This window comes from Plantactinospora sonchi, assembly GCF_036422035.1.
GTDB lineage: Bacteria > Actinomycetota > Actinomycetes > Mycobacteriales > Micromonosporaceae > Plantactinospora > Plantactinospora sonchi.
The window spans coordinates 52,295-66,142 of record NZ_JAZGQK010000002.1 but is presented as its reverse complement, the minus strand read 5'-3'; the positions used below and the strand labels follow the sequence as shown (position 1 = coordinate 66,142).

10 protein-coding genes are annotated in these 13,848 nt (G+C 71.7%); 6 read left to right on the top strand and 4 right to left on the bottom strand.

The genetic code is table 11. From position 1 onward, the window contains the following. Positions 1 to 133: 133 nt before the first annotated feature. The 5 genes from V1633_RS02455 (at position 134) to V1633_RS02435 (ending at position 6,587) form a co-directional block, all read left to right on the top strand. Positions 134 to 1,477, top strand: coding sequence for an ABC transporter substrate-binding protein (locus V1633_RS02455; protein ID WP_331212652.1), 1,344 nt, complete (start codon positions 134 to 136; stop codon positions 1,475 to 1,477). Between the two features lie 88 nt (positions 1,478 to 1,565). Continuing rightward, entirely contained in the window at positions 1,566 to 2,738 is a 1,173-nt protein-coding gene (locus V1633_RS02450; RefSeq protein WP_331212465.1) for a carbohydrate ABC transporter permease, read from the top strand. A gap of 1 nt (position 2,739) precedes the next feature. After that, positions 2,740 to 3,708 (top strand): carbohydrate ABC transporter permease, encoded by a 969-nt coding sequence (locus tag V1633_RS02445; protein ID WP_331212464.1) that lies wholly within the window; start codon positions 2,740 to 2,742, stop codon positions 3,706 to 3,708. Positions 3,709 to 3,756: 48 nt separating this feature from the next. Beyond that, on the top strand, positions 3,757 to 4,806 hold the full coding sequence (locus V1633_RS02440) for a LacI family DNA-binding transcriptional regulator (protein WP_331212463.1): 1,050 nt from the start codon (positions 3,757 to 3,759) through the stop codon (positions 4,804 to 4,806). A 158-nt stretch (positions 4,807 to 4,964) separates the two neighbouring features. Continuing rightward, positions 4,965 to 6,587: a glycoside hydrolase family 13 protein gene (locus tag V1633_RS02435; protein WP_331212651.1), complete on the top strand. Its 1,623-nt coding sequence runs from the start codon at positions 4,965 to 4,967 to the stop codon at positions 6,585 to 6,587. 168 nt (positions 6,588 to 6,755) lie between these two features. On the opposite strand, the gene V1633_RS02430 is transcribed toward V1633_RS02435, so the two are convergent. Further along, positions 6,756 to 8,249 carry an MFS transporter gene (locus V1633_RS02430; RefSeq protein WP_331212650.1) on the bottom strand — a complete coding sequence of 498 codons (1,494 nt, stop codon included), beginning with the start codon at positions 8,247 to 8,249 and terminating at the stop codon, positions 6,756 to 6,758. A 192-nt stretch (positions 8,250 to 8,441) separates the two neighbouring features. Here V1633_RS02430 and V1633_RS02425 point away from each other — a divergent pair, with 192 nt between their 5' ends. Further along, the gene (locus tag V1633_RS02425) at positions 8,442 to 10,412 is read left to right on the top strand and encodes an ABC transporter ATP-binding protein (protein ID WP_331212462.1); all 1,971 of its coding nucleotides are present in this window, start codon (positions 8,442 to 8,444) and stop codon (positions 10,410 to 10,412) included. 27 nt (positions 10,413 to 10,439) lie between these two features. On the opposite strand, the gene V1633_RS02420 is transcribed toward V1633_RS02425, so the two are convergent. From V1633_RS02420 to V1633_RS02410, 3 genes are read right to left on the bottom strand one after another with little or no spacing between them, the layout of a single operon-like run. Next, positions 10,440 to 11,414 (bottom strand): serine hydrolase domain-containing protein, encoded by a 975-nt coding sequence (locus V1633_RS02420; RefSeq protein WP_331212461.1) that lies wholly within the window; start codon positions 11,412 to 11,414, stop codon positions 10,440 to 10,442. 53 nt (positions 11,415 to 11,467) lie between these two features. Beyond that, positions 11,468 to 12,502 (bottom strand): NAD(P)H-dependent flavin oxidoreductase, encoded by a 1,035-nt coding sequence (locus V1633_RS02415; RefSeq protein WP_331212460.1) that lies wholly within the window; start codon positions 12,500 to 12,502, stop codon positions 11,468 to 11,470. A 56-nt stretch (positions 12,503 to 12,558) separates the two neighbouring features. After that, positions 12,559 to 13,827, bottom strand: a complete 1,269-nt coding sequence (locus V1633_RS02410) for an MFS transporter (RefSeq protein ID WP_331212459.1) — start codon at positions 13,825 to 13,827, stop codon at positions 12,559 to 12,561. Positions 13,828 to 13,848: the final 21 nt, after the last annotated feature.

Below are 13,848 nucleotides of genomic sequence, written 5' to 3'. Positions count from 1 at the left end.
GTTTCCGAATCGTTACGCCGTCGTGCCTCGGTGGGGCTGGACGCCCGTGAGTGCAAGCGCTTACATGTGGTGACGCCCACAGTCCGGCACGGGGGCCGAGGCTCCCGGCATGCCGGCCCGAAAGGAGGACTACATGGCGGTCCAGTCCAGAAGACCACGCCAGGCCCTCGCGATCGCCGGTGTGCTGGCTCTGGCCATCGGCGTAGGCGCCTGTTCCGGCGACAGCGAGAGCGGGCTCGACCCGGATTCCCCGGAATGTGCCCCGTACGCGAACTACCAGGGCAACGAGGGCGAGGTGTCGATCTACGCCTCGATCCGGGACGCCGAGGCCGACCTGCTCCAGCAGTCGTGGAAGCAGTTCGAGGACTGCACCGGCATCGAGATCAATTACGAGGGCAGCGGCGAGTTCGAGGCCCAGCTCCAGGTCAAGGCCGACGGCGGCAACCCGCCGGACATCGCCTTCATCCCGCAGCCCGGCCTGCTCGCCCGGTTCGCCGAGGCCGGCAAGCTGAAGCCGATGCCCGCTGACCTGAAGACCATCGCCGACGCCAACTACCCGGCCGACTGGCTCAAGTACGCCACGGTCGGCGGACAGGCGTACGGCACCCCGCTCGGCGCCAACGTGAAGTCGTTCGTCTGGTACTCGCCGAAGGCGTTCGCGGAGAAGGGCTACAAGGTCCCGACCACGTGGGCGGAAATGATCTCGATCAGTGACCAGATCGCCGGCGACGACCAGAAGCCGTGGTGCGTCGGGCTGGAGTCGGGTGAGGCCACCGGCTGGCCGGCCACCGACTGGATCGAGGACCTGATGCTGCGTACGCAGTCGCCGGAGGTCTACGACCAGTGGACCACGCACGGCATCCCGTTCAACGACCCGCGTGTCGTGACGGCGGTGGACCAGGCCGGCTCGATCCTCAAGAACCCGAAGTACGTCAACGGCGGCTACGGCGACGTGAAGAGCCTGACCTCCACCTCGTTCCAGGAGGGCGGCCTGCCGATCCTGCAGGGCCAGTGCTGGATGCACCGGCAGGCGAACTTCTACGCCAACTACCTGCCGGAGGGCACCAAGATCGGCCCGGACGGCGACATCTACGCGTTCTACTTCCCGGCCGTCGACCCGGCCAAGGGCAAGCCGGTGCTCGGCGGTGGCGAGTTCACCGTCGCGTTCACCGACGGGCCGGCCGTGCAGGCGGTTCGCCGCTACCTGGCTTCCGGTGAGTACGCCAACTCCCGTGCCGCGCTCGGCAACTGGATCACGCCGAACAACAAGCTCGACGTGAGCAAGGTCGAGCAGGCGGTCGACAAGCTCTCCATGGAGGTGCTGCTCGACAAGTCCGCGGTCTTCCGGTTCGACGGCTCGGACCTGATGCCGGCCGCGGTCGGCTCCGGCACCCTGTGGAAGGGCATGATCGACTGGATCAACGGCAAGGACACCAAGAGCACCCTGGACTTCGTCGAGGGCTCCTGGCCGCAGTGACACCCGGGGCGGTCCGGTCCGGCAGCGGGCCGGACCGCCCGGTTCTCCCCTGTCCCCGCCGTAGGCACCCGATCCGCTGGAGACGCTGATGGAGTTCGCCGACGAGGCACCGAAGCTGCTGATGCTGCTGTACGGCCTGCTCGCCTTCGCGGTGGTGGTCGGTGGCCTGCTGGTGCTGCTCGACGTCGTACCGTCCTGGTTCGCCCGGCGCCGTGAGGCGGCGCTCCTCGCGGCCTCGACCGCCCACAGCCGGGTGCCCGGCGGTGCCACGACCGGCGAGCCCGCCACCGGGGACACCGCGCCGGGCGGGATCGCGACCGGCGAACCGGCGGCTGACCCACCACCGGCCGCCGCCGAGGCGGCCGGCACCCCGCCCCGACGTCGACGTTCGGTGGTCAACCGCCGGGAGGGCGGTCTCGGACTCTTCTTCCTGCTGCCGACCCTGCTGCTGCTCGCCGTCGGGCTGATCGTCCCGGCGATCCGCACCGTCCTGCTGTCCTTCATGGACGGCGGCAGGCGGAACTGGGTCGGGCTGCGCAACTACACCTGGATGTTCGCCCAGGACGAGATCTTCCAGGTGCTCACCAACACCCTGATCTGGGTGATCGTGGTACCGCTGGTGGCCACCGCGATCGGTCTCATCTACGCGGTGCTGGTCGACCGGGCCCGCTTCGAGTCGGCGGCGAAAGCGCTGATCTTCATGCCGATGGCCATCTCGTTCGTCGGCGCCAGCATCATCTGGCGGTTCGTCTACGCCTACCGCTCCGGCGAGTACGACCAGATCGGTCTGCTCAACCAGATCTGGGTGACGTTCGGCGGCGAGCCCCAGCAGTGGCTGCAGAACCCGCCGCTCAACACGTTCCTGCTGATCGTGATCATGATCTGGATCCAGGCCGGTCTGGCCATGGTGGTGCTCTCGGCGGCGATCAAGGCGATCCCGGCCGACATCATCGAGGCGGCCCGGCTCGACGGGGTCAACCCGTGGCAGATGTTCTGGAAGATCACCCTGCCGAGCATCCGGCCCGCGCTGATCGTCGTGGTGGTCGCCGTCTCGATCGCCACGCTCAAGGTCTTCGACATCGTCCGGACCACCACCAACGGCAACTACGACACCGGCGTGATCGCGAACGAGATGTACAACCAGGCGTTCCGGTTCGGCCAGACCGGCCAGGGCTCGGCCCTGGCGGTGTTCCTCTTCGTCCTGGTGATCCCACTGGTGATCTACCAGATCCGCAACCTGCGCAAGCAGCGGGAGGTTTGAGATGACCGCCACGACACCTCCCGCCACGGTCGGCATCCCGACCCCGTCCTCCGTACCGGCCAGCGCCGCCGGCCGGGTGCGCAAACGGCTGAACACCCCGGTCGCGACGATCGTCTCGGTCCTCATCGCGGTGCTCTGGACCCTGCCGACCTTCGGCCTGTTCATCTCCTCGCTGCGCCCCGAGGACGAGATCAAGACCACCGGGTGGTGGACCGCCTTCACCAACCCCTCGTTCACCCTGGACAACTACCAGGAGGTGCTGTTCGGCCGGTCGGCGATGTCCGGGCAGCTGGCCAGCTACTTCGTCAACTCGCTGGTGATCACGATCCCGTCGGTGCTCTTCCCGCTGGCCTTCGCCGCACTGGCCGCGTACGCGCTGGCCTGGATCAACTTCCGGGGCCGGGACTGGGTCTACATCGGCATCTTCGCGCTGCAGATCGTGCCGCTGCAGATGGCGCTGGTGCCACTGCTCAGCTTCTTCTCCGAGGGCGTCAACCTGGGCGGCGTCACCCTGCTGCCAGCCTGGGACCTCAGCAACGAGGAGAAGTTCGTCCAGGTCTGGTTCGCGCACACCTGTTTCGCCCTGCCGTTCGCGGTCTTCCTGCTGCACAACTTCGTGTCCCAGCTGCCGAAGGACCTGATGGAGGCGGCCCGGGTGGACGGTGCCAGCCATCCGAAGATCTTCCGCTCGATCGTGCTGCCGCTGATCGTGCCGGCCCTGGCCGCCTTCGCGATCTTCCAGTTCCTCTGGGTCTGGAACGACCTGCTGGTGGCGTTGATCTTCGCGGGTGGCAGCAAGGAGGTCGCTCCGCTGACCGTACGGCTGGCCGAGCTGGCCGGCACCCGGGCCAGTGAGTGGCAACGCCTCACCTCCGGTGCGTTCGTCTCCATCGTCGTACCGCTGATCGTGTTCCTGTCCCTGCAGCGCTACTTCGTGCGCGGCCTGCTCGCCGGCGGCGTGAAGGGCTGACCTCCGGCGGCACGGCCGGCGCCAGCGCCCCGGCCGAGAGATGACACGTTGACCAGAATCGACGACGTCGCCCGGCTGGCGGGGGTCTCCACCGCCACCGTCTCCCGGGCGCTACGTGGGCTCCCGACGGTCTCCGAGGCAACCCGGCGGCGGGTACGACTCGCCGCCGAGCAGCTCGGCTACACCGCCTCGCCCAGCGCCTCCCGGCTGGCCGGGGGCAAGACCGGCACGGTCGCCGTGCTGGTGCCCCGGATCGGCGCCTGGTTCCCCGGCGTGGTGGTCGACGCCGCCGAGGAGCTGCTCCGGCCGGCCGGATACGACCTGCTGCTGCACCACGTCGGCGGGCCGGACCACGCCCGGCAGCGGTTGCCCCGAACCGCCGACCTGCCCAAGCGGGTCGACGCGGTGCTGCTGGTCGGCACCCCGGCGCTGGTCAGCGCCGCGCCCGTGTTCGCCGCGCCGGAGTACGGCGGACGTGCCCGGGCCCTGCCCGGGGTGACGGTCGCGGCGGGCGCGCCGGTCCCCGGATGGTCGAGCGTCGGGATCGACGACGTGGCCGCCGCGCGGATCGCCACCGAACACCTGCTGACCCTCGGCCACCGGCGGATCGTCTGTCTCTCCGGTGACCCCGCCGACCAGTTCACCCACCCGGGGGACCTGGACCGGCGCTGGGGCTACCGGGAGGCGATGCAGGCCGCCGGGACACCACCGGAGGCGATCGTGGAGGTGGTGGCCCGGGGCGGAGTGGACGGCGGCCGTCAGGCGACCGCAAGCCTGCTCGCCCGGCCCGGACCGACCCCCACCGCGATCATGGCCACCTGCGACGAGATGGCGATGGGTGCCCTCGTCGCGCTGCGCCGGGCCGGGCTGCGGGTGCCCGCGGACGTCAGCGTGATCGGGGTCGACGGTCACGAGTTCGCCCGGATCGTCGGGCTGACCACGGTCGCGCAGCCCGCCGCCGAGTTGGGCCGGCTCGCCGTCGGTACGCTGCTGGACCGGCTCGCCGGCCGGAGCCGCGGCGACGGCGTACCGGAGCGGCACATCCTGCCCACCCGGCTGGTCCTGCGGGATTCGACGGCCCCGCCCCGGGAAAACTGAAGTACGGCATCCGGTACGCACCCTGGGAGAGCGCCCTGAACACCGTTGACACGACCTCCGCTTCCGACCCGAACGCCGCCTCGGAGACCACCGTCGGCGCCCCCGCCCCGGACGGTCCCGACAGCCCGCCGGGCGACCGCTGGTGGCGGCACGGCGTCATCTACCAGATCTATCCGCGCTCGTACGCCGACTCCGACGGCGACGGTGTCGGGGACCTGCCCGGCATCACCGCCCGACTGGACCACCTGGTCGAGTTGGGTGTCGACGCGGTGTGGCTGTCGCCGTTCTACCCGTCGCCCCAGGCCGACGCCGGGTACGACGTCGCCGACTACCGCGACGTCGACCCGCTCTTCGGCACCCTCGCGGACGCCGACGCCCTCCTCGACGCGGCCCGGGCGCGGGGACTGCGGGTCATCGTCGACCTGGTCCCCAACCACACCTCGGCGGCCCATCCCTGGTTCAGCGCGGCGCTGGGCGAGGGGCCGACCGGAACCGCCCGACAGCGTTACGTCTTCCGGGACGGTCGCGGCCCGGACGGCGCGGAGCCGCCGAACGACTGGCGGAGCGTGTTCGGCGGCCCGGCCTGGACCCGGGTCATCGAGCCGGACGGCCGGCCCGGACAGTGGTACCTGCACCTGTTCGACGCCGGCCAGCCGGACCTGAACTGGGACCACCCCGAGGTACGCGAGGAGTTCCGCGACATCCTGCGGTTCTGGCTCGACCGGGGGGTCGACGGGTTCCGGGTCGACGTCGCGCACGGCCTGGTGAAGCAGGCCGACCTGGCGGACTGGCACGAGCCGCAGGAGATCCTCTCCGGCCCGGAGATCGACCGGCCCCGGCCGCCGATGTGGGACCAGGACGGGGTGCACGAGATCTACCGGGACTGGCGGCGGGTGCTGGACGGGTATCCGGGTGAGCGGGTGCTGGTCGCGGAGGCCTGGGTGGAGCCCGCCGAGCGGCTGGCCGCGTACATCCGGCCGGACGAGATGCACCAGGCGTTCAACTTCGAGTACCTGCTCGCCGCCTGGACCGCTCCGGCCCAGTACGCGGTGATCACCCGTTCCCTGGAGGCGAGCGCGGCGGTCGGCGCCCCCACCACCTGGGTGCTCTCCAACCACGACGTGATCCGGCACGCGAGCCGGCTGGCCCTGCCGGTCGGCACGCCCCGGCCGAACGGCATCGGCATCGGTGACTGGCAGCCGGATCCCGCGCTCGGCCTGCGCCGGGCCCGGGCGGCCAGCCTGCTGATGCTCTCGCTGCCCGGCTCGGCGTACCTGTACCAGGGTGAGGAGCTGGGGCTGCCGGAGCACACCACCCTGCCGGACGAGTTCCGCCAGGACCCGACGTGGCAGCGCAGCGGACACACCGAGCGTGGTCGGGACGGTTGTCGGGTGCCGATCCCGTGGGAGGCGGACGCCCCCTCGTACGGCTTCGGGCCGGGTGACGCGAGCTGGTTGCCGCAGCCGGAGGTCTGGGCCGAGTACGCGTTGGACCGGCAGCGGGGGGTGGCCGGCTCGACGTACGAAATGTACCGGCACGCCCTGCGGCTACGCCGTGAACTGCGGCTCGGCGCCGGCAGCGTGTACTGGCTGGAGAGCCCGGACGAGGTGCTGTGCTTCCGCAACGGCCGGCTGCGGGTACTGACCAACTTCGGCGCGGCGGCGGTGCCGCTGCCGGAGGGGGCGGAGCTGGTACACGCCAGCGGCCCGCTGGACACCGATGGTCGGGTGCCGACCGACGTCACGGTCTGGTTCCTGATCGCCGAGGACACCCCGGCCTGATCGGGGTCGGGGCCGGATGAGAGGTCGGGCCGGATGGGAGGTGGGGGCCGGATGGGAGGTGGGGGCCGGATGGGAGGTGGGGGCCGGATCACCCACTCTGGGCGGTCAGGCTTGATCCCGTCGTGGGCGATCCGGCCCCGACCCTGACGTCCCTCCGACTCCGGGCGGTCAGGCTTGATCCCGTCGTGGGCGATCCGGCCCCGACCCCGGCGTCCGCCCGGGTCGGGGCGGGTGCTGGTCCGGTACCACCTCCTCGGCGCGGTCAGTGAGCAGTTCGTGGACCCCCTGGATGTCATTGGGCGCGGTACGTGAGGCGAGCCAGTACATGATGCCGGTGGGGATGAAGAACAGCTGGAACGCGGCCAGTCCGACGGCGAAGTTCAGCGGCGGCGGGAAGGCCGACCGCAGCGCCTGGGCGGCCACCCCGATCAGCCCGTTGCCGAGCGCGCGGCCGGCGCCGTTCACGAGGTTGCCGAGGCTGTAGACCGTGCCCCGGTGCTCCGGCGGGTTGACGTCGGCGATCAGGGCGAACCAGTTCGGCGAGTTCGCCGAGGTCAGGCCGAGCGCGACCAGGGCGGTCAGCAGGCTGAACCCGACCGTCGGCTCGGTGAGCACACTGCCGAGCACGGCGAGCACCACGGTGCCCGCCGAGGCGCCGTCCGGCACGTCGATCCGGATCGGCACAAAAAAGAGCACGAGGTAGAACGGCACGGCGGCGAGCACACCGATCGCCGCGACCATGGCCCGGCCCCGGGGCGTACGCCGTTGCACGGCGTCGCCGATCAGTCCGCCGACAATGGAGAGCACCCCGCCGAGCTGGAACAGTACGGCGAAGACACTGCCGACCACGGTGGCGGTGGCGGTGGAGAACCCCTGGTCCTCGGCGCGTTCCCGGAACAGTGCCGGCAGCCAGACCAGCGACCCGAACGCCACCTGCGCGGTGAGCCCCTGCAGGATGAGCCAGCGGTTGGTCCGCCGGCCCAGGATCGCCGGCAGGTCGGACCGGCTGATCCGGTAGTCGTAGTCGCCGCCGGCGGCCAGCGCCCCGGTCAGTTCCGGCTCGCTCTGGCCGCGCCGGATGTCGTAGGTCAGCAGGTAGGCCAGGGTCGCCGCCACCCCGACCGCACTGAGCAGCAGGAACGGCCGTCGCCAGTCGTGGGCGCCGAGGATGCCGCCGACCAGGGTGCCGGCCAACGTGCCGACCCCCTGGGAGAGTCCCCAGAAGCTCAGCACCAGACCCCGACGGCGGGGCGTGACCAGGTCGGTGACCACGGAGAAGCCCACCGAGCCGACCGCGCCCAGCCCGATCGCGGCCACCACCTGGGCGGCGAGAAACACCGGGTACGTCGGGGCGACTCCGCTGCCGGCGGTGCCGGCGGCCCAGAGCAGGGTGCCGATCATGAGCAGTCGCTTGCGGTTGCTCCGGTCCCCGACGTAGGCCCAGCCGACCGCGGCGAGCGCGCTGACCAGGAAGCTGGCCGCAGTGACCAGTCCGACCGCCGCCCGGTCGACACCCAGGTCGGGGGCGATGGAGTCGTACAGCGGCGGCACCAGCCCGATGGCGACGTTGTCCAGCGAGGCGAGGATGACAAACACCGCGACGCTGTAGAACCGGTGCACCGGTCCCCCGCCGCGGGCGGGCCGCGTACCACCGTTCGGCATGTCCGGCACCTAACCAGGATCAGGTAACGCTGGGGTGACGGCCCGCCCGGGGGTGCTTTCGCGTCATCCGCAGACGAGGCGCGCCGGGAACCGTTGGCCACGACAGCGTCGGACCGTAGTGTGCACACAACCCTCTGTGACGACGCGGTCGGGGGTGGCTGGACGGCCGGTTCGGATTCCTGGAGGAGCGCGATGGAACCGACAAGAACTCACCCACGGCAGCGGTCGGCCGAGTCGACCGGAACCACCGGCGCCGGAACAGCGACCACCGACGGTGATCCGGCCACGTCCGCCGAACCGGACGCCCTGCCGGAGCTGGCCCACGCCGAGTGGATGCGGCACAGCTACGCGTTCGCCGAGACCAGTTTCTGGGCGGTGGCCCGCCAGCTGCCCACGATCGTCCGGGAGGCGGCCGGCCTCGCCTGGCAGGTGAGCCGGCTCGACACCCTGGCCGCGATCGGGCTGAACGTCGTCGCCGGCGTGATGATCACGTTTGGGCTGCTCGCCACCAGCACCGTACTGCGGGAACTCTTCGCCTCCGCGCCCACCCCGGACCGGATCCGGGCCGCCGCGCCGGGCCTGGCCGTGGCCGCGCTGGCGGTGATGGCCAAGGGCGGTCTGACCATCGCCGCCGGCTGGGCGCAGGCCCGCCTCGTTCCCCAGATCAACTACCAGGTCGAGCTGCGACTCTTCGAGGCGACCACGGCGGTCGAGCTGGCCGCGTTCGACGACGCCGGCTTCGCCGAGGAGATGGACCGGGCCCGGGACCGGGGGATCTACGAGGCGACCTCGATCGTCAACCACACCGTCGACCTGATCACCGGCGTGGTCGGGGTGGCGGCCACTGCGGCGGCGGTCGCGGTGATCCAACCCCTGCTGCTGCCCTGCCTGCTGATCGCGGCGGTGCCCGCCGCGATCACCGCCGTCCGGATCGCCCGCCGCGAGTACCTCGCACTGCTGGCCCGACTCACCAGACGACGCCGGATGTGGATGCTCGCGCACCTGATGGCGAACCGGCACACCGCGGTCGAGGTGCGGACGTACCAGATGCGGGGCTTCCTGGTCGGTGAGTACCGACGGGTGATGCGGTTGGAGACCGCCGCGCAGTTGATGCTGGTCAAGTCCCAGACGTCGAGCCGGGTGACCGGTGCGTCACTCACCGGCCTGGCCACCTTCGCCGTCTACGCCGTACTCGGCTGGTTGTTGCTGGCCGGGGTGGTTCCGTTGGCCGCCGCCGCCACCGCGCTGCTCGCCCTCCAAGCCGCCCGAACCAGCCTGAACACCACCATCTACGCGACCAACTCGCTCTACGAGGACGCGCTCTACTACCGGGACTTCCTGACCTTCGTGCAACGGGCCGAGGGCAGGACTCCAGCCGGCGGCGGCGAACAGGTCGTCGGCTTCGAGCGGATCGACGTCGAGGAGGTCAGCCTGAGCTATCCCGACACCGAGCAGCCCGCCGTGGACAAGGTCAGCCTCACCGTACGCCGGGGCGAGGTGATCGCCCTGGTCGGCGAGAACGGCTCCGGCAAGACCACACTGGCCAAACTGCTCGCCAACCTCTACCAGCCCACCAGCGGCACCATCCGGTGGGACGGCGTCGACGTGGCCGCCCTGGATCCGGCGAGCGTCCGGTCACACGTCGCCGTGCTGAGCCAGGACTGGTGGAAGTTCCCGTTCACCGCGCGGCAGAACATCGCCGTCGGGCGGCACGACCGACCGGACGGCGACGGGCCGACGGTGGTACAGGCGGCGGAGGCCGCCTCGGCACACGACCTGGTCACCGGCCTGCCGCACGGGTACGACACGCTGCTCGACCGGAGCTTCAAGGACGGACACGACCTCTCCGGCGGCCAGTGGCAGCGGCTGGTCGCCGCCCGGGGCCTCTACCGGGACGGGCGGTTGCTGATCTGCGACGAGCCCTCCGCGGCCCTGGACGCCCGGGCCGAGCACGCCCTGTTCCAGCAGTTCCGTCGGCATCCCGAGCGGGCGGTCGTCCTGATCACACACCGGCTGGCGAACGTGCGGCACGCCGACCGGATCTACGTCCTGCGGGACGGGCGGCTGATCGAGGAGGGCAACCACGACCAGCTCATGGTCGCCGGTGGGCTCTACCACGAACTCTTCGAACTCCAGGCCAGCGGCTACGCGGCGCGGGACTGACCGGTGGTCCGGCCGGCGGTGCGGTCGTCAGTGACCGGCGGTGCCGGTCAGGATCGCGGTGACGGCGGTCGCGTCGGTCCGATCCTGGTTGCTCAGCATGACAACCCGCCGGTCGGAGCGCGCCGACCAGGCATCGAACGCCCTGAACCCGGCGTTCTCGCCGGAGTGGTGCACCCATTCCTCCCCGGCCAGCGAACCGAGGAACCAGCCGTACCCGTAGCCGCTCTCGTCGGTGCCGCGACCGGTGGCGGCGTGCCTGGCGACCATCAGCCGGCGGGTCTCCGGCCCGAGCGGGTGGCCGGCCGACCGGCTGTCGCCGTCCCCGTCAGGGCGTACGGCGGCCAGCCAGGTCTGCATGTCGCCGACCGTGGACCAGACGTCCCCGGCGCCCATGCCGACCACGTCCAGCTCGAACGAGCGCACCGGCTCGTCGTCGAGGTACCCCCGCGCCAGGTCGTCGCGGCCGTGCGGCATCCCGGCGAAGGTCCGGGTCATGCCGAGCGGGGTGAAGACCATCCGGTCCAGGTAGTCCCGGTACGGCTCGTCGGCGGCCCGCTGCACGAGGTGGGCGAGGAGTACGAATCCGGGGCTGCTGTAGTGCCAGCCGGCGCCCGCCACGAACAGCGGCGGTACGTCCGCGAACACCCGCAGCAGCTCGTCAGGGTCCATCGGCGCGGTCAGGTCGAGCATCGGATACTCCCGCCAGTGCCCGATGCCGGAGGTGTGCGCCAGCAGGTGGTGGGTGGTGATGCCACGCCAGCTCTCCGGGCTGCCGGCGAACCATCGGTCGAGCGGGTCGTCGAGGCCGAGCGCACCCCGTTCGACCAGCTGGAGCACTGCCGTGGCGGTGATCTGCTTGCTGACCGAGGCGAGCTGGAACCGGGTCCGTGCCGAGCACGGTGTCCCGGCGGTCGCGTCGGCGAGCCCGTGGTGGGTCTCCAGCAGCACCGACTCCCCACGCATGACGAGGACCGAGCCGGACACGGCGGGTGGGTTGGGCATCCGGCAACTCTAGGCGCTGCGGCCGAGGTCCGCACGACACCGCCGGGCGGTGCTCAGAGCGTCGCCACCAGCCCGCTGACGACGTCGGCGGCGGGGCCGGTGCGGGCCTGCCGGTAGCCGGTGCCGGCCCACAGGTGCATCAGGTCCGGCTCGTTCGCGCGGACCGCCGCGGCGCGCAGTTCCCGGGTCAGGTGGTGGATGGCCGGGTAGCCGAGCGGCGCGGACGCGTCGTGCCGGTCGATGAAGCCGTTGCGCAGCCCACGGGCCGGACGACCGGTGAAGACCCGGGTCAGTACGGTTTCGGTACGCGCGGGGTCGGCCAGCGAGTCCTTGTGCGGCTGGCTCGTCCCACACTCGTCGGTACGCAGCAGCAGTGTGCCGACCAGGACCCCGGCCGCCCCCTCGGCGACCAGCCGACGGACCCGCCCCGCGCCGTCGATCCCGCCCGCGCCCACGACCGGCAACCCGGTCGCCGCCGCGCACTCGCGGACCAGCCGCTCGACGGTGGTCGGCGGCATCGGCCGAGCCGGGTCGTGGGTGCCGCTGTGCCCGCCGGCCTCGGTGCTCTGCGCGACGATTCCGTCGACCCCGAGGTCGCGTGCGGCGAGTGCCTCGGCGACCGTCGTCACCGTGGCGAGCACCCGGGTGCCCACCCGGCGCAACGCCGTGACCGTTCCGGGGTCCGGCAGGCCGAAGGTGAAGCTGACCACCGGCACGGGCGTGGCGAGCAGCAGGTCCAGCTTGTCCCGCCAGTGGTCGTCGTCCTCGACCAGTGGCGTGTTCGCCAGGTCCAGTCCGTACGGCTCGCCCTCGGGGGCGAGTTCGCGGGCGTACCGGCGGAACTCCGGCTCGCTGATGCCGCCCGGGTCGGGCACGAAGACGTTGACCCCGAACGGCGTACCGGCCCGGTGCAGCGTGGCCAGTTCGGTGGCGACCGCCGCCGGGGTCTTGTAGCCGGCGGCCAGGAAGGCGAACCCACCGGCGTCCGCGACCGCCGACACCAGCGCGGGCGTGCTGCCTCCGCCGGCCATGGGAGCGCCGATGACCGGCAGCTCACTGTCGAACAACCGCGTCCACGGCGCCGTCATCCGACACCGTTCCCGTCCGGGCGACCATCGTTCACGAGCCGAGTATGCCGGGACGGTCAGGCGGTGGCGGCGGGATGCCGGCGCAGGGTGGCCGCGACCACCGCCATCATCGCCAGTACCAGGGCGGCGAAGCCGACCAGCGAGGTGGGCAGTGGCACGCCGAGCCGGGTGGCGACGCCGATGCCGAGCACCGGGAGCGCGAGACCGACGTACGCGGTCAGGAAGACCCCGGCGATCGCCTCGCCCCGGGCGTGGCTCGGGGCCAGCATGGCGGCCGTGCCCAGGCTCCCCTTGAGCAGTACGCCGGCGCCGCCGCCGGCGATCAGCCCACCGGCCAGGAACCCGGCCGGGGAGGAGAGCAGCACTCCCGCCGCCAGCACGACCACGCCGAGCGTGGTCGCCGGGATGCCGATGGTGAGTTGGCGGGCCGGCGCGACCCGGCCCAGGAGAAGCTGGGCGACGGTCGCCGCGCCGAATACCCCGAACGCGGCCAGCCCGGCCACCACCGGCGAGGTCTGCCCGATCCCGGCGAGGAAGCTCGGGGCGAGCGAGGTGAACAGGCCGAGGATCGCGAAGAGCCCGAAGGCGGCCCCGGCGACCGCGAAGTAACGGATCCGTTCGGTGGCCGGCACGGCGATCCGCTGCGGCCGGTACGGCTGGCCGTCCTTGCGGTCCGCCGGCACGGTCTCCGGCACCAGGAACAGTCCGATGGCCGAGCCGACGAGCAGGACCAGGAAGAGCAGGTACGGCACGGTCAGTTTGCCGTCGACGTGCTGGGCGAGCAGGCCGGCGACCAGTGGGCCGATGGCGAGGCCGCCGAGGTTGGCGGCGGTGGCGACCAGTCCGGCGCGCAGCGGTGGCGCGTCGGGGCGGGCGACGGCGTGCAACTCGGCGAGGTGTGCGGTGGCGGTGGCGGTGATCATGCCGATGCCGAAGCCGGTGATGACCCGGGCGAGGACCAGGCCGGGCAGGTCCGGCCAGAGCAGGAAGACGACCGCGGCGACCACCTCCAGCAGGATCGCCGGCACCAGTACGCGGCGCCGGCCGAGCCAGTCGGAGACGTGTCCGGCCAGGAAGAGGCTGACCACCACGCCGACGGCGTACGCGGCGAAGGCGACGGTCACCATCGTGGTGGAGAAGTGGTCGCGTTGCCGGTAGAGGGTCCAGAGCGGGGTCGGTGCGGTGGAGAAGGCCATCGCGACGACAAAGGCGAAAGCGACGATCCAGAATCCGGCCCGGTGCCGGACGATCGACGGTGTCGACGGTACGGGCGGCGGTGCCGCTGCCGACACGGCCGGCCGTACGTCGATGACCTGCGAAACCACGTTTTCTCTCCTAGCCAGGGG